The sequence below is a fragment of the Streptomyces piniterrae genome (assembly GCF_005048155.1).
Lineage (GTDB): Bacteria > Actinomycetota > Actinomycetes > Streptomycetales > Streptomycetaceae > Streptomyces > Streptomyces piniterrae.
This window is the reverse complement of the sequence record NZ_SUMB01000003.1, coordinates 711,261-736,200: the sequence shown is the minus strand read 5'-3', so window position 1 is coordinate 736,200 and position 24,940 is coordinate 711,261. Positions and strand designations below refer to the sequence as shown.

Here is a 24,940-nt window from a genome sequence, read left to right as displayed (position 1 = left end):
CGCTGATGGCCCGGGTACTCGGTCCCCCTCGACCGACTCGGGCTCACTGATGTCGGCCGCCCACGCCTTTAGACGCTGACGGCCATCTTCCGGTTTCATGATGAACGAGCCGACGTCCATCCGGAACCACGGGCTCCACGCTCATGGCGCGGCTACGGCGCGTCCCGCAATTCCGGCATCCCCAACTCCTCGGCAATCACGGCCCGTTCGGCTTTCCCGTCGATATCCGGCGCGACATCCGGCGCCCGGCTCAAATTCGACTCCTCGTCCGGTTTGCCGAGGTCCCAGGTCAGGGTCCCGAACCCCCTTCTTGATCGCAAGACCGAAACAAGATGTTTACGGACAAGAGCGTGCAATGCAGGACGCTTTGTGTCGGAGGGGGCATCACTTCGTTCCGGAACTACGCAACCTCTGACGGATGTTGTCGAAGTGCTTCCGCACCGCCTGTTCCGCACGCACCGCGTCACCCGCGCGTACCGCCGCCACGATCTCCTGGTGTTGACGCCAGGTCGCCCGCGGATCCGCCGTCGCATCCGCCAGGTCCGTACGCACCCGGTGAAACGCCTCCCAGAACGCATCCAGCACCTCGCTCAACAACGGATTGGCCAGCCCCCGGTAGAGCACGGCGTGAAACTCCCGGTCGGTCTCCGCCGCCACCGCGCCCGCCCCGGCCTCCCGCTCCATCCGCGCCACCAGCCCGTCCAGCTCGGCGAGATCCTCCGCCGGCACCCGCCCGGCCAGCCGCGCGACCAGCCCCGTCTCCACCGCCTCGCGCAACTCCAGCAACTGCCGCAGGCTGTCCTCGCCCCGCAGATGCCCGGCCACCGTCCGGAACGCCAGGCCCTCGCTCATCGGCGCCATCGACATCGGCCCCACATACGTCCCGAACCCGTGCCGGATCTCCACGATGCCCATCGCCTGCAGGCCCTTGAGCGCCTCCCGTACGGAATTCCGGCTCACCCCGAGCAGTTCCATCAGCTCCGGCTCGGTCGGCAGCGCGGCACCCGACGGCAGCCGCCGGTCGATGATCAGTCGCTTGATGCGGTCCCCTATGTCGCGCGCCATGCGGTGACTCTGCACCGGCGGCTCTTATTTGACCAGCGATATGCCGGTATTTCGTCGCGGCGTACAAAAACCCGACGGGAAAGGCGCCGACCCGCACGGACCGTGCACGAGCCCTCACTGGTAAAGCGATTGTGGGGCATTGGTAAAGTCCGCCGTCAACTGGCATCGCCGAAAGGCGAGTCGACGGAATCAGGGGCGTTGTGGCGGGCGATACGTACGGCGGCACATGCATCGACAGACGCATCCCCATGTCTCTCGGAAGCCGCCTCGATTTGTTCCGGGACAGGGGCGTCGAGAGGGGCGGCGCGGGGGCGCGGCGGAATTGCCGGGGTGCGCCGGCGTCGCTGCCGGCGGTCGTGCGGAGCGTGTCCGGAGCCCTCCGATGACCGCCCCGGCGGTGTGGCTCGGCCGCTGCGTCACCGTGGTGGGACTGCCCGCCCTCCTCGTCCTCACCGCCGGCTGGCTGTTCCTGGACGCCGGCCCGGTCCGTACCGGCCTGGTGTGGGGCGCGCTCGCGGCGCTGATCCTGTGCGTGCTGACGCTCACCGGATATGTGCTCAAGGCCGGCCTCGTCTCCGGCGGGCGCGCGTACGAGCTGGCGCTGGACGCGGCACACGACCCCGCCGCCGTACCGGGCGCGGCCCTCCCCGCGAAGCTGCACGGCTCGGCCTGGACGTGGGTCCGGATCACCGCCGCCGCGGTGGCGGTCCCCACCGCCCTGGTGCTCGGCGTCAGCCTGGCCGCGGGCGACCCGGACCGCGGCCGCACGGCCGCCCGTATCGCCGACGCCGGATATGTGATCAGGGAACTGCCGGTGGTCGCCGTCGGCAATGTGGAGCGCGCGGGCAGCAGCCCCCGGGCCTCCGCCGAGGCCGACTACACGGTCCGGCCGCCCTCGTCCGGCGGTGGTGGCGGCGAGCGGGCGCGCGTGACCTTCCGGGCGGAGACCCCGACGGGCGTCGGGCAGGTCGGCGACACCTTCTCGGTCGCCTACGCGCCCTCACGGCCCGAGCTGGGCGCGGTCGGCGCATTGCGACCGGCGGATGTCCGGATGACGCTCGCCGGGCGCACCCTGCCGAGCAGCGGTTTTGTCATCGCCGTCGCGGCGTGGGCGCTCTTCGCCGGGGTGGCGCCGTTCCTGGGGCTGACCGCCATGCCCCTGCCGCGCCGCGCCCGAACCGTCGGCAAGGACTGGATCACGCTGCGTGCGACGGTGACCGGCCTGGCCGAACACGTCGAACCGCCGCCGGGCACGGGGGACAACGGCGGTCGGAGCACCGGGCGCTACGCGTGCCTGACGCTGCGCACCGAGGCCGGCGACGTCCCGCTCAACCTCGCGGCCTCCCACAAACATGCCGCGCCGCTGCTCGTCGGCCGCGTGGGCTGGCTCGTCTGGCACACTACCGTGCCCAAGAGAAAGGCCGCCGCGGACTTCGTCGCGGACGACGGCTGGCAGCTGCCCGGCCGCGTGCCCGCCGCCGAGGCCGCCCGGATCGCCGCCCGGCCGCGCGGTCCGGTCCCGATCGACGCCGCCCGCCGGGTCCGGCTGCTGGAGCTCGGCGGCCACTGGCCGCGCACGGTGCCGGTCAGCATCCTGCTCGGGGTGCTCATCTGGGGGGCCACGGCGGGCGCGCTGCTGCTGCCGGCCGAGGGCGGCTGGCGCGTCTGGACGGCCGTGGCCGGCGCCCTCGCGCCGCTCGCCCTCTGGGCCCTGGTGCCCGCGGAACCCGCCGGCCGGGGCGACTGAGTCCGCCAACGACTGAAGCCCCTCGCATGGCGAGGGGCTTCAGTACTACGTGCGCCGCCAGGGACTCGAACCCCGGACCCGCTGATTAAGAGTCAGCTGCTCTAACCAACTGAGCTAGCGGCGCGCGCTGACCTGAAGAACATTACACGAACTTCGAACGTGCTCCGTACCCGGCGAGGGCCCTCCCACACAATCGACCGATGTGATCCGCGCCACCCTCCCCGTCGCGCCCGCCTCGGGGAAATCCCTCCCGGCGCGGGCCGAAAGCCCCCTCACCTCGGGGCCTTCGCCCGGCCGGCCGCCCCAACAGTTCGTCCGGACTCCCCGCCCCGCGCCCTCCCGCGTGCCCCATCCATCCATGGCGTCCGTCACTAGTCCGCTTCCTCCGGCAACCCCGACCCGCGCAGCGACGTCTGCTAGGACGCGCGCCCCGGACCCGGTCCGCCGGGACCCGCCCCTCCTCGGAAAGGTTGATCGTCGTGGTGTCGAGAGCCCAGCGCACCCTTGAGATGCGGCCTCTCCCCGGGCCGGACGCAGCGGGTCCGGTGGCCGGCCGGTCCAGCTGCCGCGGCGACCGTCCGTACGAGGTCGAGGTCGCCTTCCCGGAGCGGACCGCGGCGACCGTGCCGCCCGGCCAAGACGACCGCCACCTCGACATGGACGCCCACCCGGCCCGGCTGCTCGCGGGGAAGTGCTGATGACGACGATTGCCACCACGATGACGACCACGCCCGGCCCCGGGACCGAGTCCCTGCCCGCCGCCGGGCCCGCCGCGGCCTGCGCGGCGGCGCACGATCCACGGGCGCACGGGTTCCTGCCCGAGCGGCCCCCGGTCCGCTCCATGATCGGGACCTGGACCCGGCTGGACGCCCTGGCGCGCGCGGTGGCGGTCGCCCCCACCCGTGAGGCCGCCATCGCCCTCGTCGAACGCGCCCACCGCACCGACGAGTTGAGCGCCCTGCGGCAGCGGGTCTCGCGGCTGTCACCGCGCAACGCGGAGGCCGCCGCGATGCGGGTGGCGGTGATCGCGGTGTCCTGCGGCTGGAGCGGACTCGACCCGCTCGCACCGGCCGCACGCCAGGCCGCCGACGAGGCGTTCCTCGACCTGTGGGCCGCCATCGCGCACCGCATCGACCACGACCAGTTCGTCGCGCTGCCCACCCTCGCGCTGCACAACTGGGCGCCCGAACGCAAACCGCGCCGCCATATCCCCATCGACCAACTGGCCCGTACGGAACCGCTCGTACCCATCGTCCGCTGGGCGCCCGAGGGGCAGCCGCTCAGCCGTCTGGACCGCCTGATGCTGGCCGCGACCCGGCTCGAAGCCCACGGGATCTGGCTCTTCCGCCTCGCCGAAACCCTCGCGGGCCGCGCCCCCGACGACTCCTCCACTCCGACCGCCCTGCGCCGTCTGGTCCGGGTCCAGCACGCGTTGCGCGCCCAACTCCACTCCGAGGCGGCGGAACTGGCCGCGGCGCCGGCGACCGCACAACAGCGCGCCGTGCTGGCCGCACTCGCCGAGCAGGGCGCCCTGGAACCGCCGGTGCTCCAGGCCGCGGACGCGGTGCTCGGCATCGGTGGACGCCGTATGGGCGAGGGCAGGCGTCAACTCGTCCGCCGCCACCTCCCGGCACAGCACCGCGCCTGGCTCAGCGCGATGGACCGCCACTGCGCCCCCGTCCGCACCCTCGCCCACCGGGGCGGCCCCGACGCCGCCGTCTACCGCGAGGCCCAGGAATCCCTGATAGCCCTCCGCCGCACCTACGCGGCCCTGGTGCAGACCGCCGCCCACCCCACCACCTCCCTCACCGCGGCGGCCTGATCCCGCGCGGCGGTCTCGCCTGCCTCTGGTGGCGGTTCCGGAAACCGGAGATCCGGTTGTTATTGGTCTGGACATGTTCAACTCCCGTTATTAGTCTGCGAGTTGGTCTAGACCGCACTTCACTCGGCTCACGGAACTTCCCCCCACGTTCTTCAGGAGCGAAGCATGCGCAAAAGGATCAGTGCTGCCGTGATCGGCCTCGGCATCGTCGGCGTCTCCTTTCTGTCGACGGGCAGTGCCTCCAGTCACGGCTACAGCGACGCACCCCCCAGCCGCCAGGCGCTCTGCGCGAACGGCACCGCCAAGGACTGCGGTGCGATCCAGTACGAACCGCAGAGCGTCGAGGCACCCAAGGGCTTCCCGCAGGCCGGCCCCGCCGACGGCAAGATCTGTTCGGGCGGGCACGACAACTTCGCCGAACTGGACGACCCCCGCGGCGGCAAGTGGCCCGGCACCAAGCTCTCCCCCGGACAGGGCTACACCTTCACCTGGCGGCTGACGGCGCGGCACGCCACCACGGACTTCCAGTACTTCATCACCAAGGACGGCTACGACCCCGGCAAGCCGCTTACCCGCGCCGATCTCGAACCCGAGCCCTTCATGACGGTGCCGATGGGCGGCGCCCGGCCGGGCGAAACGGTGCAGCACCAGGGCACGGTCCCGACACAGAAGTCCGGGCGGCACCTCATCCTGGGCGTCTGGAACATCGCCGACACGGGCAACGCGTTCTATGCCTGCTCGGACGTCGATCTCTCCTGACGCGCTCGATGCGGCCCTGACGTACTCGGCGCGGCCGGACGCCCGGCGCGCCCGACGTCTCTCCGTGGGACCTCCCCGCCTTCCCCCGGGGAGGTCCTCGGCGCCCCTCGCGGTGCCCGTTCACCTCCACCCCTCCCTCTCCACATCTGACGTACCGTCAACTACCCTGCGGCGCCATGGCAGCCAACGGCACCATCGCGGAGCTCGTACAGGCGCAGTGGGGCGACCACCGGCCCGGTGCGAAGTTCGGGGACCTCACCCTCACCCAGCACCAACTCGCCGCCGGCGCTGCCGCGCGGGCCGCCCTGCTGGGAGACACGCTGCCGCGCGGCGCCGAGCCGCATATCGGGGTGCTGCTCGACAACGTCCCCGAGTACCCGCTGTGGCTCGGCGCGGCCGCCCTCGCCGGAGCCGCCGTCGCCGGTATCAACCCCACCCGCCGCGGCACCGAGCTGGCCCGCGACATCGCGCACACCGACTGCGCGCTGCTGATCACCGAGCGCGCCCATCTGCCGCTGCTGGACGGCCCGGCCCTCCCCATGCCGCGCGAACGCGTCCTCGTCGTGGACGACCCCGCCTACCAGGAGCTGATCAAGCCCTACGAGGGCGCGCTGCCCGACGAGATCGCCGCGGCCGGCGCCCCCACTCCCGCCTCCCGCATGCTGCTCTGCTTCACCTCCGGCTCCACCGGTGCGCCCAAGGCCGCCCTCTGCAGCCAGGGCCGCCTCGCCGCCGCCGGCCACTCGCTGGTCGGCTATCTCGGCGTACGGCGGGACGATGTCCACTACCTCTGTATGCCGATGTTCCACGGGAACGCCGTGATCGCGGGCTGGGCCCCGGCGCTCGTCGGCGGCGCGGCCGTCGCGCTGCGCCGCCGCTTTTCGGCCAGCGCCTTCCTCCCCGACGTCCGCCGCCACGGCGCCACCTACTTCACCTACGTCGGCCGCGCGGTGCAGTATCTGCTGGCCACCCCGCCCGCCCCCGACGACCGTGACCATCCGCTGCGTGCCGGGTTCGGCACCGAAGCGGGCGCCGTCGACGCCGCCCGCTTCGCCGACCGCTTCGGCGTCCGCCTGACAGAGGGGTACGGCTCCTCCGAGGGCGGCGCCGCGCTACAGCGCTCGCCGGACACCCCGCCCGGCGCCATCGGGCGGCTCGCCCCCGGCGACGATCTCGCCGTCGTCGATCCGGACACCGGCAGCGAGCTGCCGCGCGCCCGTCTCGATGCGGCCGGACGGCTGCTGAACGGGGAGGAAGCCATCGGGGAGCTGGTCAACCGGGGACGCAGCTCCTTCGAGGGGTACTGGCGAAACCCCGAGGCCACCGCCGCCCGCACCGGCGGCCGGGCAGCCGGGCGAGCCGGCGCGGGCTGGTACTGGACCGGAGACCTCTTCTTCCGGGACACCGACGGGTTCTTCCACTTCGCCGGGCGTACGGACGACAGGCTGCGGGTCGACAGCGAGAACCTCGCCGCCGCGATGATCGAGAACATCCTCGCCCGCTACGCCCCGGCCACCGGCGTCGCCGTCTACGCCGTGCCCGACCCCGTCGCCGGCGACCAGGTCATGGCGGCCCTCGCACTGCGTGACGGCGCGGCATTCGACCCGGACGACTTCGTGGCGTTCCTGGCCGCCCAGCCGGACCTCGGGACGAAAATGGCACCCCGCTTCGTACGGACCCTGGCCGCGCTGCCCGTCACGGCCACCAACAAGGTGCACCGGGTCGCCCTCCGGCGGGCCGGCTTCCGCTGCCCGGAACCGGTGTGGTGGTCGCCACTCGCCGCGGGGCCCGCCGGGACCGCGTACCGCCCGTTCACCGACGAGGACCGCACCGCGCTCCTGGCCCTCTACAAGGACCACGACCGCACCCCTCTTCTGGACAGGTGAGGGGGAGGCGGCGGAAAGCCAGGTGCACAACAACGAAGTGGGCGTTCCCGGAAGACCAGGAACGCCCACTTCATACGTGCGCCGCCAGGGACTCGAACCCCGGACCCGCTGATTAAGAGTCAGCTGCTCTAACCAACTGAGCTAGCGGCGCGCGCTGACGAAAGAAATACTACCTGGTCCGGATGGGTGCTCGAGACCACGCCCGGAGGGCCGGCCGAGCGGAGCCACCCCTCCGGCGTCAGATCGCCAGCGACAGCAGCACGGGCGCCGCCCCGCGATTCAGGGCGTCGGCGGCCTGCCGCAGGCGGTGGGCGTGCTCCAGCGGCATGGACAGCGCGAGGCAGCCGACCGTCGACCCGGCGGTGATCGGTACGGCGGCGCAGACCGTGCCGACGGCGTACTCCTGGAGATCGAGCACCGGGACCGTCGGCGGCTGGCTGTCGAGCTTGTGGAACAGCACCTTCTCGTTGGTGATCGTCCGGGACGTGAGCCGGGCGGTCTTGTGGCGCGAGAGGTGGTCCATCCGGCCGTCGTGGTCCAGCTGCGCGAGCAGGCACTTGCCGACCGCGCTGGCGTGCGCCGTGCGGCGGAATTCGGCCCACTCGTTGACCTTGGGCGCCTGCGGGCCGTCCGCGTAGTGGAGGATCTTCACCTCGCCGTCGATGTACCGGCTGATGTAGACCGCGGCGCCGACCGAGTCCCGTAGCTCGTCCAGGGTGAGCTGGAGCTTGTCGCGCAGCGCGGCGTCCCGGTTGCCGCCGGAACCCAGCAGGAGCAGCGAGTCGCCGACGACATACGCGCCGTCCGTGAGCTGCTCCACATAGCCCTCGCGCCGCAGCATCGACAGCATGTGGGCTAGGTGGCCCGTGGGTAGTCCGGTTTCCCGGGCGATCTGCGCATCGGTCACGCCATTGGCGCGCCTGGAGATCGTTTCGAGTACGCGCAGTGCGTGCTGCACCGAATGGAACGGCGCGGTCGGCTCGGGCTTCAGCGCCACGGTGTCCCCCTAGCAGGTTGTTACCGCTTGCGTCGTGACCGTTGTGGGTGGTCACGGTCGATCGACGCAGCGGGCGACCGCTCCCGGACAACGGGGCTCGTATCACGATAGCGGTGAACGGCCTTCGATGGAGGGGGTCTTGACTGAAAAGAGTTGCGTGCCAGTTTTCTGTACTGGGGCTTGTGACCTTGGCATATGTCAAAGTCATCAGGCCGGTGAAGCACCGCGGGAGGGGCCCGGGAAAGGTGCGAACCAGCCGTATTTGCGGCCGGTTCCGCGAGTTTGCCCGGCGGAACGTCAGCACGGGTGAGCGTCAGATCGAATCCCGGGCGTCCAAGGTAGCGGAATAGGACGTGAGTTCACGGCCGACACCGGGGAACGTCAAAAGGGTGGTGTGCCCCGGGAAGCGGGACACACCACCCTGCGGTGGATCAGGACGGTCCGGTCACAGCACCGCGCTCAGGAACTCCCGGGTCCGCTCGTGCTCCGGCTCCGTGAAGATCTTCTCCGGGGAACCGGACTCGATGACCCGGCCCGCGTCGAACATCAGCACATCGTCGGAGATGTCCCGGGCGAAGTTCATCTCGTGCGTCACACAGAGCATGGTGATGTCCGTGGTGTGGGCGATGTCGCGCAGGACGTCCAGCACACCGGCCACCAGTTCCGGGTCGAGCGCCGAGGTCACCTCGTCCAGCAGCAGCACCTGCGGCCGCATCGCCAGCGCCCGCGCGATGGCGACCCGCTGCTGCTGGCCGCCGGAGAGCTGGGTGGGGTACTTGTCGATGTGCTCGGTCAGGCCGACCAGGTCGAGCAGTCCGCGGGCGCGCTCCTCGGCCTCGTCCTTGCTCAGGCCCAGGACGTGCACCGGCGCCTCGGTGATGTTCCGCAGCACCTTCATGTTGGGGAACAGGTTGAACTGCTGGAAGACCATGCCGATGTTCTTGCGCACCTCGCGGGTGTGCTTCTCGCCGGCCGGGACGAGCTTGCCGCCCTTCTCCTCGTGGGTGAGGTACTGGCCGCCGACCTTGATCGTCCCCTCGTCCGGCTTCAGCAGCGTCATCAGCAGCCGCAGAATCGTCGTCTTGCCGGAGCCCGACGGGCCGATCAGGGTGACGTGCTTGCCGGAGGAGACCGTGAAGTCCAGCGAGTCCAGGACGGTGTTGGTCCCGAAGCGCTTGGTGACGTGGTCGAAGCGGATCAGCTCGCTGCCGTCCACCGCGGGGTTGGCCGTTTCCTTGGAAGGGGTGCTGTCAGCGGACAAGACGACGCTCCAGAGCTCGCAGGAGGAGAGAGGTGGGGTACGAGATCACGATGAAGAGGATGCCGACCATCGTGATCGGCTCCATGTAGTCGAAGGTGGTCGCACCGATGCTGTTCGCCTGGAAGAGCATGTCGCCCACGGTGATGGCCGACAGCATCGGAGTGTCCTTGAACATCGCGATCACATAGTTGCCGAGGGCGGGGACCACCCTGCGGAACGCCTGCGGCAGGATCACCGCGGTCCAGGTGCGGCGGCGCGGCAGGCTCAGCGCGGTGGCCGCCTCCCACTGCCCGGCGGGCACCGCGTCGATGCCGGCGCGGTAGACCTCGGCGGTGTACGTCGAGTAGTGCAGACCCAGTCCGATGACCCCCGTGGTCAGCGGCCCGAAGGTCACTCCCCAGCTCGGCAGCACGAAGAACAGGAAGAACAGCTGCACCAGCAGCGGGGTGTTGCGGATGAACTCGACGACCGCGCTCACCGGCCAGGTCAGCCAGCGGACCGGCGACCGCAGCGCGAGCGCCCAGACCAGTCCGAGGGCGAACGCCACCAGCGAACCGAGAATCGTCGCCTGAACGGTGATCCACAGCCCTTCGAGGAGCTGCGGCATGATCTCGCCGACGTAATCCCAAGACCAGGTGTTCATCGGTTACCCCCCGCTGCCGCGATCTGCGTCTCCAGCTCCTCGACGGGGAGCTTGCGGGAGAACCAGCCCGCCTTCTCCGGCTTCTGGCCGATCGATGCCTTGGCGCGCCGCTCCAGCAGCCGCATCACCCGGGTGACCAGGAAGGCGATCACGAAGTACATCACCAGGATGATCCCGTAGACCTGTGCGCTCTCACCGGTGGAGAGCCGGGCGAGCTTGGCCTGGAAGGTGAGCTCGCCGATGGACAGCAGCGACGCCAGCGCGGTGCCCTTGAGCAGTTCGATCAGCAGGTTGTTGAACGGCGGCATCATCTCGGGGACGGCCTGCGGCAGTATCACCTTCCGCATCCGCTGCCACGGCGAGAAGCTCAGCGCGATGGCCGCCTCCCGCTGTGCCGGCGCCACCGACTGGATGGCCCCGCGCACGACTTCCGACCCGTACGCGCCGTAGGACAGCCCCAGCGCGAGGGTGCCGGCCCATATGCCGGCCAGCTGCCAGCCCAGCAGCGGCAGCGCGAAGAACAGCCAGAACATCAGGACCAGGGCGGAGGTGCCGCGGAAGATCTCCACATAGACACCGGCCAGGAAGCGGACGCTCTTGTGGCGGGAGGTGCGGGCCATGCCGATGCCGAAGGCGATCGTGCCCGCGAGGAGGGCGCTGTAGACCATCAACTGAATGGTGATCCAGACGCCTTCGAAGAAGAGTTGCCAGAGGGGACCGGTCATTTCTTGCAGAGCTCCTCTGCTGTCAGGTCCGTCATGAACTCCTCGGTGAATCCGAATGGTTTGGCGATGCGCAGCAGTTCGCCGCTCTTCTTCATCTTCTGAAGCTCGGCGTTGAAGGCGTCCCGGAGCTTGGTCTCACCCAGCCGGAATCCATAACCGCCGCCGTCCCGCTGTGGTTTGCCGTCGACCGTGGGCGTGAACGGCGCGGTCATCCCCACCTTGGGGTGGTCACCGGTCTTGAGTGCCTCGATCATCGTCAGGGCGGTGCCCGCGAAAACGTCGATGCGCTTGGCCTCCAGGGCCTCCATGCCACCGATCTGATCCGGATAGAGGGAGATCTGGCTTTTCTTGACGCCGTTTCCGGTGGCGTAGTCGATCTCCGCGTAGCCGACGCCGGTGCCCATCCGAAGGCCCTTTTCCGCGACGTCCTTGTACGACTTGATTTTCTGCGGATTGCCCTTCGGGACGAGGAATCCGTCCTTCGACTCGTAGTCCGGGTCGGAGAAGAGCACCGCGGCGCAGCGGGCCTTGTTGATGAACATGCCGGCCACGATCACGTCGAACTGCATCGAGTGCAGCCCGGGGACCAGTCCGCCGAACTCGACCGGCACCGGTTCGAAGTTCTTGATCCCCAGCCGCTGGAAGATCGTCTTGGCGACGGCGGGCGCCTCGCCGGTGAGCTCTCCGTTGCTGTCGATCGAGGCGTACGGCGGCTCACTGGCGATGCCCATCCGCACCGTGCCCTTGGCCCGCAGTTCGTCGAGCAGTTGCCCCCCGTCCTTCGCTCCCGAGATGTCCACTTGCGCGCATCCGGCGGTCGCGCCGACGGCGCCGACCGCACCGAACGCCGCCGCACCGGCCAGTAGTGAGCGGCGGCGGATCCCTTTTCCGCTGATTCCTGAGGTCTTCCCCTGTGGTGGAGCCATGGGCGCGCGGCTACCCGACCCGGCTGAACATATGCCGATAGTTTCCAGCCCTTGATGTAAGCGGAGGGAGCATGTGTCGTAAGTCGGTATTGCGCCTGTATGGTTCGCGTGCATGGGCCGTAATGGGCCATGGCGATGGCCGGTTGACGGCGTCGTACAAAGCGTCTTTCAGGCTGTTCCGGGCCGAAAGCGCGGAAGGGCTCAACAGATCCATTCGCTCCCTCTTTGTTCTGTGAAGGACCGGTAGGAGGCCACATGGCTGACCGCTTCATCGAAGTCTCCCTGGACAAGCGCGGCGTGACCTGCACCGCCAAACTGCTCGACGATCGCGCGCCCATCACCTGCAACGCGGTATGGGATGCGCTCCCGCTCGGTGGCGATGTCTACCACGCCAAATACGCCCGCAACGAGATCTACGCGCTCATTCCGCCGTTCGCCCCGGAGGAACCGCCGCTGGAGAATCCGACGATCACTCCGATCCCCGGCGACCTGTGCTATTTCACCTTCACCGACACCCAGTTGGGCACCAAGTCCTACGGCTATGACAGCGAGGCCACGCACCAGGGCCGCGCCACCGTCGTCGACCTCGCGCTGTTCTACGAGCGCAACAACCTGCTGATCAACGGTGACGCGGGCTGGGTGCCGGGCATCGTCTGGGGCGCCGTCGTCGACGGCCTCGACCGGATGGCCGACGCCTGCCAGGACCTGTGGCGGGCCGGCGCCGTGGGGGAGACCCTCAACTTCCGCCGGGCGTAGCCGAGTGGGGCGGCGCGGGGATCCGCGCCGCCCCCGCCTCGTAGAGGGCGTGCGCGGCGCGCAGCACCAGCGCGTCCGCGTGTCGCGCCCCGACCAGCTGCACCCCGATCGGCAGCCCGTCGCCGTCCACCCCGCAGGGCACGCTCGCGGCGGGCTGCTGGGTGAGGTTGAACGGGTAGGTGAACGGGGTCCAGCCGGTCCAGCGGGTGTGTCCGGAGCCGGCCGGGACCTCGGCGCCCGCCTCGAACGCGGTGATCGGCTCGGTCGGTGTCACCAGCAGGTCGTAGCCGCTGTGGAAGCGGCCCATCGCCTGGCCGAGGGCCATCCGGGTGTCCACCGCCGCCAGATAGTCCAGCGCGCTGTGGCGCGCACCCTGCTCGCAGACCTCCCGCAGCCCGGGGTCGAGCAGCTCGCGCTCGGCGTCACCCAGATGCTGGACGACCCGGGCCGCGCCGCTGAACCACAGGGTGTGGAACGCCTCCACCGGGTCCTCGATGAGCGGGTCGATCTCCTCGATGCAGGCGCCGAGCCCGGCGAGCGTGTCGACGGCCGAGCGGACCGCGGCGGCGACCTCCTCCGCCACCGGCACATCCCAGCCGAGCGACGGGCTGAACGCCACCCGCAGTCCGGCGACCGGCTCGGTCAGCGCGTCCCGGAACGAGCCCGCGGCCGGGCCCAGCTGGGACCAGTCCCGCCAGTCCGGGCCGGTGATCACATCCATCATCAGCGCCGTGTCCGCCGCGTCCCGGGTCATCGGCCCGACATGCGCCAGCGTCCCGAACGGGCTCGCCGGATAGAGCGGCACCCGCCCGTAGGTGGCCTTGAGCGCGAAGATCCCGCAGAACGACGCCGGGATGCGGACCGAGCCGCCGCCGTCCGTGCCCAGGCTCAGCGGCCCGGCGCCCAGCGCGACGGCCGCCGCGCTGCCGCCGCTGGAGCCGCCCGCGGTGCGCCCCGGGTCGTACGGATTGCCCGTCACCCCGTGCCGCGGGCTGTCCGTGACACCCTTCCAGCCGAACTCCGGGGTGGTCGTCTTGCCGACGAACACCGCGCCGGACTCCCGCAGCCGGGCGACCGACGGAGCGTCCTCGTCCCACGCCGCGCCGTCCGCCCGGACCGTCCGCGAACCGCGCAGCGTCGGCGCGCCCCGGGTCAGCAGCAGGTCCTTGACGGTGACCGGGACCCCGTCCACCGGTCCTGCGGGTGTGCCGGCCCGCCAGCGCTCCGCCGACTCCTTGGCGGCGGACAGCGCCTCGTCCGCGTCGATCCGGGTGAAGCAGTTGGTCCTGGCCTGGGCGGCCTCGGCGCGCTCCAGCACGGCCCGGGTCGCCTCGACGGGGGAGAACTCGCCGGCGGCGTACCCGGCCGTGAGCCGCGTGGCGGTGAGATCGGCGAGCTGGGTCGGTTCGGTCGTCATACGTCCTCCGGGCGTTGGCCGGGCCCCGGGGGCGGGGCGGCGGCGGGGGAGTGAGGCGGCGGGGCGTCGGGCCGGCGGGAGTGGAGGCGCGGGGGAGCGGGAGGGAGGCGTCGGGGCGGCGGGGGAGGGGACGGGGCGCCCGTGCCGCGGCCCGTGGCACACGGGGGCGCGCGCCGGTGGCGGCGCGCGCCCCGGCGTCACCTCACCGGTACGTACCCGAGGCGCTTGTCGACGAGATTGCTCAGCGGCTCGCCGGCGTACCACTGGTCGAAGTTGTCCAGGAACTGCTCGGCGAGGGCGTCCCGCCAGCCCAGCGTGTCGCCGCTCATGTGGGGCGAGACGATCAGATGGGGGACGTCCCAAAGGGTGCTGTCCGTGGTCAGCGGCTCCTGCTCGAAGACGTCCAGCGCGGCCGCGGCGATCCGCCAGCCGCGCAGCGCGGCGACCAGGTCCGCCTCGACGACCAGCTGCCCGCGCCCGATGTTGATGAACCGCGCCTGCGCCTTCATCCGGTCGAACGCGTCCTTGCCGAAGAGCCCGCGGGTGGCGTCGGTCAGCGGCGCCGCGCAGACCACCCAATCGGCTGCCGGCAGCAGTCCGTTCAGCGCGTCACTCGCATGCACCAGGCCGAATTCCGGATCCGGCGAGCGCTCCCGGCGGCCGACAAGATCGACGGTGATGCCGAGGGCCTGGAGGGTGGTGCCGATGGCCCGCCCGATCGGCCCGGAGCCCACCACGACCGCCCGGGTGCCGGCAACCCGCAGCGTCTCGCGGTGCCGCCAGCGGCGCTGCCGCTGGAGCTCCCAACTTCCATAGAAGTCCTTGGCCATGGCGATCACCAGACCGGCGACGTACTCGGCGATCGGCTGCTCGAAGACGCCGCGGGCGTTGGTCACCTGGGTGTCGTCGGCGATCAGCGCCGGGCACAGCAGCCGGTCCACCCCGGCGCTGGCGGTGTGCACCCAGACCGGTTTGGGCCCGTGTTCGGGCCACGCCTCCCGGATGGCGTCGGAGGTGAAGTCCCAGGCCAACAGGACGTCGGCGGAGGGGAGTAGACCGGCCAGGGACGCGTCGTCCGCGTAAATCACCTGGGCCCGGCCGGTGAGCCGGTCCAGCTTCGGCGGCGGGTCGGAGCCGAGTACGAGGACAGTGCTGCCGGTGCTGTCGGTGCTGGTTCCGGTGCTTTCGGACATAGGCCAGAAACCGTTCTGAAACGTGTGCCCCTTATCACTGAAGAGGGGCGCCGACGGGATGCCTGAGATGCGAGGATTGACCACGCTAAGAAGTCGTATCTACCGTGTCAACAACGGCTCTGTCCCGACGTCCCGGCTTGTACCGGCTGCACCACATCCACGGCCACTGGCCTGGCCATTCCACCCCTGCGTTTTCTTTCTAGGGGCCTTCATGGACGTCTCCTTCCTGGGGGGCCCACAGCCTCAGCTCGGCGTGGGCGTAGTCGCACCCTTCGACTTCGCACTCGACCGGGAACTGTGGCGCTGGGTTCCCGACGACGTGTCCCTCCACCTCACCCGAACTCCCTTCGTGCCCGTCGAGGTCAGCCTTGACCTGGCCCGTCTGGTCAGCGAGCACGAAACCCTGGACGCCGCCGTTCAGGCGCTATGTGCGGTATCACCGCAGGTCATCACCTATGCCTGCACCTCCGGCAGCTTCGTCGGCGGGGTGGCGGGCGAGCGCGCCATGTGCGCCGCCATGAACCAGGCGGGGGAAATTCCCTCGCTCACCACATCGGGCGCGCTCATCGAAGCGCTGCGCGAGATCGGCGCACGGCGCATCGCGGTCGTGACGCCCTACACGAAATCGGTCACCGACTCCCTGGAGGACTATCTCGGCGAGGCGGGCATCACGGTCACCGGCCGCGCCTACCTCGGACTGACCCGGCACATCTGGAAGGTCCCCTACCGCGATGTCGTCGACATGGCCCGCGCCGCCGTGGTCGGTGCCGCCGACGCGCTCTTCATCAGTTGTACGAACCTGCCCACCTACGACGTCATCCCGCAGCTGGAGGCCGAGCTGCGGATGCCGGTGCTGTCCGCCAACCAGGTCACGATGTGGGCCGCGCTGCGCGCCATCGGCGTGGCCGCGGTGGGCCCGTACCAGGCCCTGCTCGACCCGGTGGCGCGGCGCGGCCCCGCCGCGATGTCCGGATCGGACCCCACAGTGCCGGAGGCCAGGCCGCGGGCGACCCCGGAGGCCGCCTTCGCCGGGCCCCCGGTGGCGCCCGAGGGGGAGGCGGTCGACGGCGTCGAGCCGCCGCCCTACCCGCCGGAGGATCCGGGACCGCTGCCTCCGGTGTGAGAGTCGTCACGAATCTGACGTATCTCCAAAACCGGGATATATCGGTACGCTGCCGACGTCCCCACCGTCGGCAGTGGCCGCCCGCTCCACGGGCACCCGCACTCGCTGAACCCCGCACCGCTGAACCACCCGCAGCCGTACACCAAAGGGAGACCTGCATGGCATCGGTCGGCTTCCTCTACCCCGGCCACTCCGCCGAGGACGACTACCCCCGCCTCGAATCGCTGCTGGGCGGCTCGGTCCGCCTGCCGCTCGTGCACACCGACATCGGCGAGGACGCCCACAGGGTCGACGCGCTGCTGGAGATGGGCTCCGCCGCGCGGCTCGCCGCCGGCGTCGCCGAGCTCAAGGTCCGCGGCGCCGAAGCCGTCGTGTGGGCCTGCACCAGCGCCAGCTTCGTCTTCGGCTGGGAGGGCGCCCACGAACAGGTCAGGGAGCTGTCCGTCGCCGCCGGCCTGCCCGCCTCCAGTACGTCCTTCGCCTTCGCGCACGCCGTCCAGGCGCTCGGCGCCCGCCGGGTCGCGATCGCCGCCACCTACCCCGCCGATGTCGCCGAGCACTTCCAGGCGTTCCTGAAGTCCGCCGGTACGGAGGTCGTCTCGACCCGCGGCAGCGGCATCATCACCGCCGCCGAGGTCGGCACCTGGGGCCGCGAGGAGGTGCTGGCGATCGCACGGGCCGGCGACCATCCGGACGCCGAGGCGGTGCTGCTGCCCGACACCGCGCTGCACACCGCCGCGCATCTGCCCGCCCTCGAAGCGGAGCTCGGCAAGCCGGTGCTCACCGCCAATCAGGTCACGGTGTGGGAAGGGCTGCGCCTCCTCGACCGCGAGATCGCCTGCCCGGAGCTCGGCGAACTCTTCACCCGTACGACGCGGGGCTGAAGCCGCCCCGGGAAGCGACACCCGGCCGGGAACGAGCCGCACGGGCGGGAATAACCGGAGAACTTCTCCGGTTGCCCTCCTCGCAGACCAGCGACGCGAGGAGGACCCGCACCGTGAGCGGCGAAGACGAGTACAGGGGCACCGGCGACGGCACCCGGGGCACGGCCAAGGGCACCGCACCGGTCCCCCTCTCCGTACTCGACCTGGTGACGGTCGGCGCCGGCAACACCGCGTCCGGCGCGATACGCACGGCCGTCGACATCGCCCGTACGGCCGAACGCCGCGGCTTCCACCGCTACTGGGTCGCCGAGCACCACTCCATGCCCGGCGTCGCCTCCTCCTCGCCCGCGGTGCTGCTCGCCCACCTCGCCGCGCACACCACGTCCATCCGGCTCGGCTCCGGCGGAGTGATGCTGCCCAACCACGCGCCGCTGGTGATCGCCGAGCAGTTCGGCACGCTGGAGGCGATGGCCCCCGGGCGCGTCGACCTGGGCCTGGGCCGCGCGCCCGGCACGGACGGCGCGACCGCCGCCGCGCTCCGCCGCACCGAGATCCCCCAAGCTCTCAACTCCGTTCGAGCAGGGCGGTACCCCCACCACGAAGGCGCGGAAGAGTTCCCGCAGCAGCTGGCCGAGTTGACCCGCTTCCTCGACGACTCCTTCCCCGACGGGCACCCGTACGCCAAGATCCACGCGGTCCCCGGCCCGGTGCAGGCCACTTCGCCCGGCGGCGTGCAGTCGGCGCACCGGCCGCCCCTGTGGCTGCTCGGCTCCTCCGGCTTCAGCGCCCGGCTGGCCGGAACACTGGGCCTGCCGTTCGCCTTCGCCCACCACTTCTCGGCGGCCAACACCGTTCCCGCACTCGACCTCTACCGCGCCTCGTTCCGCCCCTCCGAGGTGCTGTCCGAGCCGTACGCCCTGATCGGGGTCGCGGCGCTGGCCGCCGAGGACGAGCGGGCGGCCCGCCGTCAGGTCCTCACCGGCGCGCTGTCCATGATCCGGCTGCGCACCGGGCGTCCCGGTCTGGTGCCCAGCCCGGAGGAGGCTGCGGCGTACGACTTCAGCGAGCGGGAGCGCGACTTCGTCGACAGCTGGCTCGGCAATGTCGTCTTCGGCACACCGGACACCGTCCGCCGGGGCCTGGACGCGCTCGTCGAGCGCACCGGCGCCGACGAGTTGATGATCACCTCCAACGCCCACGGCAGCGCGGCCCGGCTGCGCTCCTACGAGCTGATAGCGGACGCGTACGGGTTGCCGGAGTAGCCGCCTGCCGGGCCGGCAGCCCGTGCGCGTCGGGCTCAGCCGCCGGTACGCCGCCCCGCGTCGAGGAGCGCCTCGACGCGGTCGGGGGCGACCGGGCGGGAGTAGAGCCAGCCCTGGCCGGTGTCGCAGCCGATGCGGCGCAGGCGTTCGGCCTGTTCCGCGCTCTCCACGCACTCCGCGGTGACCGTCAGCCCGAGCCGGTGGGCGAGCGCCACCAGCGCCTCCACGATCATCTCGTCCGCCGGGTTGGGATGCTCCTGCGAGCGGAAGCCGCGGACGAACGACCCGTCCAGCTTCAGCACGGACACCGGAAGCCGGCTGAGGTAGGCGAGGTTGGAGTAGCCGGTGCCGAAGTCGTCGATGGCGATCCGTACGCCCATGTCGCTGAGCGCCTGGAGGGCCTGCAGCGGCCGGCCGGCCGAGCCCATCACGGCGGACTCGGTCAGCTCCAGCTGGAGCAGCCGCGGCGGCAGCCCGGTCTCGGCGAGGATCCCGGCGACATCCGCGACCAGGTCGGAGTCCCACACCTGACGTACGGCCACATTGACGCTGACGAACAGCGGCTGGCCGCCGGGATGCGCCAGCTGCCAGGCGCGCGCCTGGTGGCAGGCCCGCTCCAGGACCCAGCGGCCCAGCTCGACGATCGCGCCGTTTTCCTCCGCCAATGCGATGAACCGATTCGGCGACAGGACGCCGAACTGCGGATGCCGCCAGCGCACCAGCGCCTCCACGCCCTGCGCCCGCCCGTCGTCCAGCCCGACCAGCGGCTGGTACTCCAGGGTGAACTCGCCGCGGTCCACGGCCGGCCGGAGCGTGCTGGAGAGCGCCTGCCGGGTCATCCGGTGGGCGTTGCGCTCCGGGTCGAAGAGCGTCCAGCGGGCCTTGCCGTCCTCCTTGGCCCAGAAAAGCGTGGTGTCCGCGGCCTGCATCAGGCCGGTCGCGGTCGTGCCGTTGGCGGTCCGTTCCACGACGCCGATGCTGGCCGACACCGACAGCCGCTGCCCGGCCAGGTCGAACGGCCGCTGGAGCGCGTCCAGGACGCTCTGGGCGAGCTCGGCCAGCTGGTCGGTGCCGGTGGAGTCCTCCACCAGGAGGGCGAACTCGTCCCCGCCGAGGCGGGCCACCAGATGCCGGCCCCGGCCGGGGCCGCGGTCCGCCGCGCTCTCCGCGCAGCGCGTCAGCCGCTGTGCGACCGCGCTCAGCAGCCGGTCGCCGACGCGGTGCCCGAGGGTGTCGTTGACGGCCTTGAAGCCGTCCAGGTCGAGGTAGCACAGCCCGATCCGGCCGGTTCCGGACGCCTCGACGGCGGCGGTCTCCAGGGTCGCGGAGAGGCGCTCGAAGAACAGGGCGCGGTTGGGCAGCCGGGTCACCGGGTCGTGCATCTGGAGATGCCGCAGCCGGGCCAGCAGGTCGTGCCGGTCGCTGATGTCCGCCACCGTCAGCAGGACCCGCTCCTCGCCCGTCAGCGGCTCGACCGTCACTTCCACCCAGACGGATTGCCCCTCGGAGTGTTTGAGGCGGCGGGTGCAGCGGAACCGGTCGCTGCGGCCGCACAGCACTTCCCGGTAGGCGGTCCACACCCGCGGGTCGGCGCCGAGGTCGGTGAGGTCCGCCGCGGTGGCGGCGACCAGCTGGTCCGGGTCGGTGCCGACGAGTTCGCCGAAGGCGGGGTTGGCGGCGAGGACCAGTCCGTCGCGGTTGAGGACGGCCATCGGGAGGCGGCCGGCGTAGAAGGCGGCGCGGTAGTCGCCGAGCGAGGCGGCGGTGCCGTCGCAGGGCGCGTTGTCGCAGGGGGGCGGCGGGGCGTGGTGCCCGCAGCGGGCGTCTTCGATCGCACTGTCACTGGTCGTACTGTCACGCTCCGTCACTGAGGAAAGCGTCGCTCCGGGCGTGCGGCCCGTTCCGTCGGGTTGTCCGCTCACTGCTCGCTCCCGCATGGCGCTTGTCTCGTGTGGAGGGGGGACCTCGCGCTGGAAAGTGTGGCGATCATAGAGGCTGGCGCAATGGGCGAGCCAGCGACGCAGCCGTGATCGTCGGCACCCATGACGGAACTTCAGCCATTTCTGCTCGGCTGTGTTCGCCTGGATTGCCCCGTTGGTCGTTTGTGACTTTCCGTTACGAACACACGGCGACACGCCGCTCACTCGTCTGGGTCCTTGAAACAGGACGAATAGCTTTCAATCGCCACAGGGTGGATGAGGTTCCCGAATCCGCCTCTGGAGGTCGATGTGCCGCGCGCCCGGACACCCGACGGAGTGGACCGCCGCCGACTGCGGCGCCTCGGAGCCGTCGGCACCTCGCTGAGCGCACTGATCGCCACCTCCATCGTCGCCGGACCCGCCACCGCCTCCGAAGCCTCCCTCTCCTGCGCGCTGGGACGCACCGGCGCCCACCACTCCGAGGGCGTCGACACCTGGAACGGCGCCTATCCGCGCCCCGACCACGCCCTCGACGCCGTGATGGTCTTCCTGTCCTTCCCGGACTCCCGGCCCCTCACCGACCCCGGCACCCTCGGCAAGGACTACTTCCCCTCCACCGCCCGCTTCTTCGACCAGGCCTCCTACGGCAGATTCCGGCTGCGCCCGCACATCCACCGGAGATGGGTCCGGATGCCGCACCGCTCCGGCAGGTACGGAATACAGCGCGACTGGGACTCCGGCCGCCGCGCCTCCTATCTCCGCGACGCGGTCGCCGCCGCCGACGCGTCCGTGGACTTCAGCCGCTACGAGATGGTCTATTTCGTCGCCGATCCGGACGCCCCCGGTGTCGACTCGGACGCCACCAAGGTCGTCAACCTCGACCAGCCGATGCGCGCGGACAACGCCGAGCTGCGCCGATTCGTCACCGTCTTCGAGCAGAGCCCCCCGGACCGCAATGTCCTCGCGCACGAGACCGGGCATGTCTTCGATCTGCCGGACCTTTACCACCGACCGGACGACGGCAAGGGTGACTGGGACACCTATGTGGGGGACTGGGACCTCATGGGCAGCCAGTTCGGTCTGGCGCCCGACCCCTTCGCCTGGCACAAGTGGAAGCTCGGCTGGCTGGGCGACAACCAGGTGGACTGCGCCGGGCTCACCGGCTCGTCCGTGCACACCCTGCGCCCGCTCTCCGCCCCCAGGGAACAGGGCGACGAGCGCCGGGCGCGGCTCCTGGTGGTCCGTACGGGACCGGCCAGCGCGCTCGCCATCGAGGCCCGCGGCGCCGTCGGCAACGACCATTCGCTGTGCACCGAGGGCGTCCTGGTCTACCGGGTGCGCAGCGAGACCTCCTCGGGCTCCGGTCCGGTGCGGGTGCTGGACGGGCACCCGGGCACCGCGGCCTGCTGGGGCAGCTCCGTCTACCCGCCGCTGGCGGACGCGCCGCTGGGCGTGGGGGAGAGCCTGGACGCCGCCGAGGACGGGGTGCGCGTCCAGGTCGAGGGGCGGACGGCCGACGGGGACTGGACGGTCAAGGTGGGCCGCGACTGAACCGCCGGGCCGGCGGCCGGTGCGGACACGACGAAGGCCCTCACCGAGGTGAGGGCCTTCGTCTGTCGGTGCGCCGCCAGGGACTCGAACCCCGGACCCGCTGATTAAGAGTCAGCTGCTCTAACCAACTGAGCTAGCGGCGCCTGCTGACGGGGAAAACATTAGCATCCTGCTCGGGGTGGGCAAAAATCGATTGCCTCAGGGGGCGGACAGCGCCGGAACGGGCTGCTCGGGGGCGGTCTCGCCGTCGATCCCGGCCGATCGGCCGACCGCCGAGCGGGCGGCGCGGACGACGGCCCACAGGAGGACGTCGGGGCCCGGCAGCCAGGGATGGCGGACGCCCGGCGCGACCAGCCACCGGGAGGCGGGCGGGGCGTCCTGATCCTCGTCCTCCGCGCAGGGGTGCAGCGGCGGCACGGTCACCGCGTCACCGCTGCCGTGGCACAGCAGCGGCGGGACGGCGTACGCCCACTCCTCCCAGTGCAGCAGCGAGGGCAGCCGGTGGGCGGTGCCGGGGGCGGCGAACAGCAGGAGCCGGCCGCGGTGCGCGGCGACCGGGCCGGAGCCCGGACCGGCGGACCATAACTGGTCCACCATGCGGCGCCCGAAGAGCGCCGGGGCGTTGATCACGTCGAAGGCGGTGCCGCACGGCAGCACGCTCGGCGCGCCCGGCCGGTCCGCCCACAGGGTGTGCAGGGCGCGCGGATGGGGGCTGGCGGAGGCGAGCCAGTCGGCTCCGGCGAGGGTGACATAGGACGTGGTGGGGAAGGCCAGGGTGCGGGGAGTGTCGGGCAGCCAGTCGGTCATGCCGACCCCTCGCTTCCCGATGCCTCGTTGCGCCCGGCCTCGTACGCGAGAGGCCCGCACCTCTCCGTCATTCGCTCGCTCCGCTGGCTCATGGGGACAGGTCTACCGACACCGGGTTTTCCTGTTCCGCCGAATGACGGAAACCGGGACGGGGCCGGGCGGCAGGGAGTATCTTTCGTCCCTCGCATATGCCAGCGGCTCATGATCATGCCTCGTGGGCCGTACGGGGCGCGAGGGGCGGATGGGGCGTGCAGCCGGTCCCGGTCCGGGCGGCCCCCGTTTCGGCCGGTCAGTCCCCGTCGCTGATGCGGGTACCGCCGTCCCGCATCAGACCGTGGCCGAACTCGATCATCTTCTTGGCATAGTCCTCGGTCCACTCCGCGCGCTCCGCGAGCACCGCCAGCGGCAGCCGGTCGAAGCGCCGCGGGTCGGTGAGCTGGGCCGCCGCCACCGCCTGGAACTCCGTCGCGCGCTCGGCCGCCGCGCGGAAGGCCAGCGCCAGCTCCGTGGCGCGGCTCAGCAGCTCGCGCGGGTCGTCCAGCGACTCCAGGTCGAAGAAGTGCTCGGGGTCGGCAACGGCCTCCGGCGGCTCGAAGAGCAGCGGCGCGGGCCTTCTGGGCCGGTGGGCGGGCGCCGCACCACGGGGATCGGGAGCCGGCTGCGGCTCGGACATGGACGTACCTCCTGGTTCGTGTGCCGCATTCCATTGTCGCGCCTGGCGCAAGTACGCCCTCGGGAGCCCGGGTGTCGCTCAGGGCCGCCACGGCACGCGGTGTTCCGACAGATGCGCCAGGACGGCGTGATTGGCCTCCCAGCCGTCCGGGAACTTGACCGTGACGCCGAGCTGCACCGGCTCCGTCGAGGGGTGCTCGTCCAGCAGGTCGGCGACGCCCGCCCGGCACACCACGATGCAGGCGTGCCGGTGCCGCGAGGCGAGCACGCACAGCCGGCCGGTCTCCAGGTGGAAGGCGGTGGCGTCGGGGCGCCCGGACAGCGGATGCAGGACGACCGTGACATCGAACTCGCGGCCCTGGAGGCGGTTGGCGGTGTCCACCGCGACCTCCGTCACGCCCAGCTCGGCGAGGGCCGTGCGGACCGCCGCCGCCTGGTCGCGATGGGCCGTGCCGACCGCGATCCTGGCCGCCGTCAGCGGAGCCGGATCGGGGGAGTGCTCACTGGTCGCGGCGCCGCCGCGGGCCAGCAGCCGACCCACCACCAGGGCCACCGCGCGCACCGCCTCCGGGTCCGTACGCGGAGTGTGCCGGGCGGGCAGCTCCAGCAGGCCCCAGCCGGACTCGGCGGCCTCGTCCAGGACGCGGTCCACACCGGAGCCGTCCGAGGGCACACCGAAGGCCAGCCGCCGGTCGCCGTGGTCCGTGCCGCTGCGGAACGGTGTGTACGGATAGAACGCGGCCGACACGAGGGGCGCGGCGGAGGCGGGCAGCCGCCAGGAGACCGGCAGGCGGTGCTGCGGCAGGTCGGGATTGTGGGCCAGCAGGGTGGACACCGCGCTCGACGACGGGTCGTAGGACAGGCCCGCCCACTGGTCGGCGCCGACCACGCTGAACGGATCCAGCTGCCCCGGATCGCCGACGAACAGCGCCCGCTCGAAGAGCCCGGCGACGGTCAGCAGCGCATCGGAGCGCATCTGGTACGCCTCGTCCACGATGGCGTGCCGCCACGGCTCGTCGACCTTGGTGTACGCCCACTTCGCGGCCGTCGAGACGACGATGTCCATCCCGGCGAGATCGGCCGCCTTCGCGGACGTACGGACCGCCGGCAGCTCCGCCAGCGCCGGGTCGAACGCGCCGGGCTCGCTGCTGTGCAGCCGGCCGACCGGCAGCCGAGGGTCCTTCTCGGCGAGCCGCAGGACGAGATCGTCGACCTGGGCGTTGGTCTGCGCGACGACCATCAACGGGCGCCCCGCCGCGGCCAGTTCGCGGGCCGCGCGCACCACGAGGGTGGACTTGCCCGCGCCGGGCGGGGAGTCCACGACCACGCCGCGCCGCTCGCCGTGCAGCGTGTCGTGCAGGATCGCGTCGGTCGCGGCGGCGGCCTCCGCCGCGGGGTCGAAGGAGTAAGCTGTGCGCTGCGCGTAGCGAGAACCAAGCACGCGTAACCGCCTTGTCTTTCGGGGCAACCGGGCTGGTTCCAACCCGGCTGGTGTTGAGTGCGTAAGACTCGATCGTTCGCTGAG

The 24,940-nt window shown here is 71.4% G+C and carries 23 protein-coding genes and 3 tRNA genes; 10 read left to right on the top strand and 16 right to left on the bottom strand.

Annotated features, from left to right (window positions below; translation table 11 throughout):
* Positions 1–152 precede the first annotated feature (152 nt).
* Positions 153–320 carry a hypothetical protein gene (locus tag FCH28_RS38055; protein ID WP_169314123.1) on the bottom strand — a complete coding sequence of 56 codons (168 nt, stop codon included), beginning with the start codon at positions 318–320 and terminating at the stop codon, positions 153–155.
* A 64-nt stretch (positions 321–384) separates the two neighbouring features.
* On the bottom strand, positions 385–1,065 hold the full coding sequence (locus tag FCH28_RS11955) for a FadR/GntR family transcriptional regulator (protein WP_136739781.1): 681 nt from the start codon (positions 1,063–1,065) through the stop codon (positions 385–387).
* A 382-nt stretch (positions 1,066–1,447) separates the two neighbouring features.
* Between FCH28_RS11955 and FCH28_RS11950 the strand changes: the two genes are divergently transcribed.
* Positions 1,448–2,812 (top strand): hypothetical protein, encoded by a 1,365-nt coding sequence (locus FCH28_RS11950; RefSeq protein WP_136739780.1) that lies wholly within the window; start codon positions 1,448–1,450, stop codon positions 2,810–2,812.
* Between the two features lie 50 nt (positions 2,813–2,862).
* On the opposite strand, the gene FCH28_RS11945 is transcribed toward FCH28_RS11950, so the two are convergent.
* Positions 2,863–2,936: transfer RNA gene (locus FCH28_RS11945), tRNA-Lys, on the bottom strand.
* A gap of 355 nt (positions 2,937–3,291) precedes the next feature.
* On the opposite strand from FCH28_RS11945, the gene FCH28_RS11940 reads away from it, so the two are divergent.
* The 4 genes from FCH28_RS11940 to FCH28_RS11925 all read left to right on the top strand — a co-directional run bounded on the left by FCH28_RS11940 (position 3,292) and on the right by FCH28_RS11925 (position 7,279).
* Entirely contained in the window at positions 3,292–3,510 is a 219-nt protein-coding gene (locus FCH28_RS11940) for a hypothetical protein (RefSeq protein WP_246102666.1), read from the top strand.
* Positions 3,510–4,634: a hypothetical protein gene (locus FCH28_RS11935; RefSeq protein ID WP_136739779.1), complete on the top strand. Its 1,125-nt coding sequence runs from the start codon at positions 3,510–3,512 to the stop codon at positions 4,632–4,634. Before FCH28_RS11940 ends, FCH28_RS11935 begins: the two co-directional genes overlap by 1 nt.
* Before the next feature lie 165 nt (positions 4,635–4,799).
* Positions 4,800–5,393: a lytic polysaccharide monooxygenase auxiliary activity family 9 protein gene (locus FCH28_RS11930; RefSeq protein ID WP_136739778.1), complete on the top strand. Its 594-nt coding sequence runs from the start codon at positions 4,800–4,802 to the stop codon at positions 5,391–5,393.
* 176 nt (positions 5,394–5,569) lie between these two features.
* Positions 5,570–7,279 carry an AMP-binding protein gene (locus FCH28_RS11925; protein ID WP_136739777.1) on the top strand — a complete coding sequence of 570 codons (1,710 nt, stop codon included), beginning with the start codon at positions 5,570–5,572 and terminating at the stop codon, positions 7,277–7,279.
* A 77-nt stretch (positions 7,280–7,356) separates the two neighbouring features.
* Here the strand turns inward: FCH28_RS11925 and FCH28_RS11920 are convergent.
* From FCH28_RS11920 to ehuB, 6 genes are all read right to left on the bottom strand, one after another.
* Positions 7,357–7,430: transfer RNA gene (locus FCH28_RS11920), tRNA-Lys, on the bottom strand.
* A gap of 87 nt (positions 7,431–7,517) precedes the next feature.
* On the bottom strand, positions 7,518–8,276 hold the full coding sequence (locus FCH28_RS11915) for an IclR family transcriptional regulator (RefSeq protein ID WP_136739776.1): 759 nt from the start codon (positions 8,274–8,276) through the stop codon (positions 7,518–7,520).
* Positions 8,277–8,721: 445 nt separating this feature from the next.
* The gene (gene ehuA / locus FCH28_RS11910; RefSeq protein WP_136739775.1) at positions 8,722–9,537 is read right to left on the bottom strand and encodes an ectoine/hydroxyectoine ABC transporter ATP-binding protein EhuA; all 816 of its coding nucleotides are present in this window, start codon (positions 9,535–9,537) and stop codon (positions 8,722–8,724) included.
* The gene (ehuD, locus tag FCH28_RS11905) at positions 9,527–10,180 is read right to left on the bottom strand and encodes an ectoine/hydroxyectoine ABC transporter permease subunit EhuD (protein WP_136739774.1); all 654 of its coding nucleotides are present in this window, start codon (positions 10,178–10,180) and stop codon (positions 9,527–9,529) included. Before ehuD ends, ehuA begins: the two co-directional genes overlap by 11 nt.
* On the bottom strand, positions 10,177–10,905 hold the full coding sequence (ehuC, locus tag FCH28_RS11900) for an ectoine/hydroxyectoine ABC transporter permease subunit EhuC (protein WP_136739773.1): 729 nt from the start codon (positions 10,903–10,905) through the stop codon (positions 10,177–10,179). Before ehuC ends, ehuD begins: the two co-directional genes overlap by 4 nt.
* Positions 10,902–11,831, bottom strand: coding sequence for an ectoine/hydroxyectoine ABC transporter substrate-binding protein EhuB (gene ehuB, locus FCH28_RS11895; protein WP_136739772.1), 930 nt, complete (start codon positions 11,829–11,831; stop codon positions 10,902–10,904). The genes ehuC and ehuB overlap by 4 nt, the downstream gene beginning before the upstream one ends.
* Before the next feature lie 255 nt (positions 11,832–12,086).
* Between ehuB and FCH28_RS11890 the strand changes: the two genes are divergently transcribed.
* On the top strand, positions 12,087–12,587 hold the full coding sequence (locus tag FCH28_RS11890) for a DUF3830 family protein (protein ID WP_136739771.1): 501 nt from the start codon (positions 12,087–12,089) through the stop codon (positions 12,585–12,587).
* Here the strand turns inward: FCH28_RS11890 and FCH28_RS11885 are convergent.
* A complete protein-coding gene (locus FCH28_RS11885) occupies positions 12,568–14,004 on the bottom strand; it encodes an amidase (RefSeq protein WP_136739770.1) in 1,437 nt (478 codons plus the stop codon). The two genes, FCH28_RS11890 and FCH28_RS11885, sit on opposite strands and share 20 nt — an antisense overlap.
* A 197-nt stretch (positions 14,005–14,201) precedes the next feature.
* Positions 14,202–15,197 carry a D-2-hydroxyacid dehydrogenase gene (locus FCH28_RS11875; protein WP_136739769.1) on the bottom strand — a complete coding sequence of 332 codons (996 nt, stop codon included), beginning with the start codon at positions 15,195–15,197 and terminating at the stop codon, positions 14,202–14,204.
* A gap of 211 nt (positions 15,198–15,408) precedes the next feature.
* On the opposite strand from FCH28_RS11875, the gene FCH28_RS11870 reads away from it, so the two are divergent.
* From FCH28_RS11870 to FCH28_RS11860, 3 genes are all read left to right on the top strand, one after another.
* Entirely contained in the window at positions 15,409–16,320 is a 912-nt protein-coding gene (locus tag FCH28_RS11870) for a maleate cis-trans isomerase family protein (protein WP_136739768.1), read from the top strand.
* A gap of 158 nt (positions 16,321–16,478) precedes the next feature.
* Entirely contained in the window at positions 16,479–17,204 is a 726-nt protein-coding gene (locus tag FCH28_RS11865; RefSeq protein ID WP_136739767.1) for a maleate cis-trans isomerase family protein, read from the top strand.
* Between the two features lie 113 nt (positions 17,205–17,317).
* Positions 17,318–18,466, top strand: coding sequence for an LLM class flavin-dependent oxidoreductase (locus tag FCH28_RS11860; RefSeq protein ID WP_136739766.1), 1,149 nt, complete (start codon positions 17,318–17,320; stop codon positions 18,464–18,466).
* A 35-nt stretch (positions 18,467–18,501) separates the two neighbouring features.
* Here FCH28_RS11860 and FCH28_RS11855 read toward each other — a convergent pair whose 3' ends face one another.
* Positions 18,502–20,334 (bottom strand): putative bifunctional diguanylate cyclase/phosphodiesterase, encoded by a 1,833-nt coding sequence (locus FCH28_RS11855; RefSeq protein WP_136739765.1) that lies wholly within the window; start codon positions 20,332–20,334, stop codon positions 18,502–18,504.
* Between the two features lie 327 nt (positions 20,335–20,661).
* Between FCH28_RS11855 and FCH28_RS11850 the strand changes: the two genes are divergently transcribed.
* Positions 20,662–21,936, top strand: coding sequence for a M6 family metalloprotease domain-containing protein (locus FCH28_RS11850; protein WP_136739764.1), 1,275 nt, complete (start codon positions 20,662–20,664; stop codon positions 21,934–21,936).
* Positions 21,937–22,005: 69 nt separating this feature from the next.
* On the opposite strand, the gene FCH28_RS11845 is transcribed toward FCH28_RS11850, so the two are convergent.
* The 4 genes from FCH28_RS11845 to FCH28_RS11830 form a co-directional block, all read right to left on the bottom strand.
* Positions 22,006–22,079: transfer RNA gene (locus FCH28_RS11845), tRNA-Lys, on the bottom strand.
* A gap of 55 nt (positions 22,080–22,134) precedes the next feature.
* Positions 22,135–22,743, bottom strand: coding sequence for a bifunctional DNA primase/polymerase (locus tag FCH28_RS11840; protein WP_136739763.1), 609 nt, complete (start codon positions 22,741–22,743; stop codon positions 22,135–22,137).
* 289 nt (positions 22,744–23,032) lie between these two features.
* The gene (locus FCH28_RS11835; RefSeq protein ID WP_136739762.1) at positions 23,033–23,416 is read right to left on the bottom strand and encodes a hypothetical protein; all 384 of its coding nucleotides are present in this window, start codon (positions 23,414–23,416) and stop codon (positions 23,033–23,035) included.
* A gap of 78 nt (positions 23,417–23,494) precedes the next feature.
* The gene (locus FCH28_RS11830; protein WP_136739761.1) at positions 23,495–24,856 is read right to left on the bottom strand and encodes an AAA domain-containing protein; all 1,362 of its coding nucleotides are present in this window, start codon (positions 24,854–24,856) and stop codon (positions 23,495–23,497) included.
* Positions 24,857–24,940: the final 84 nt, after the last annotated feature.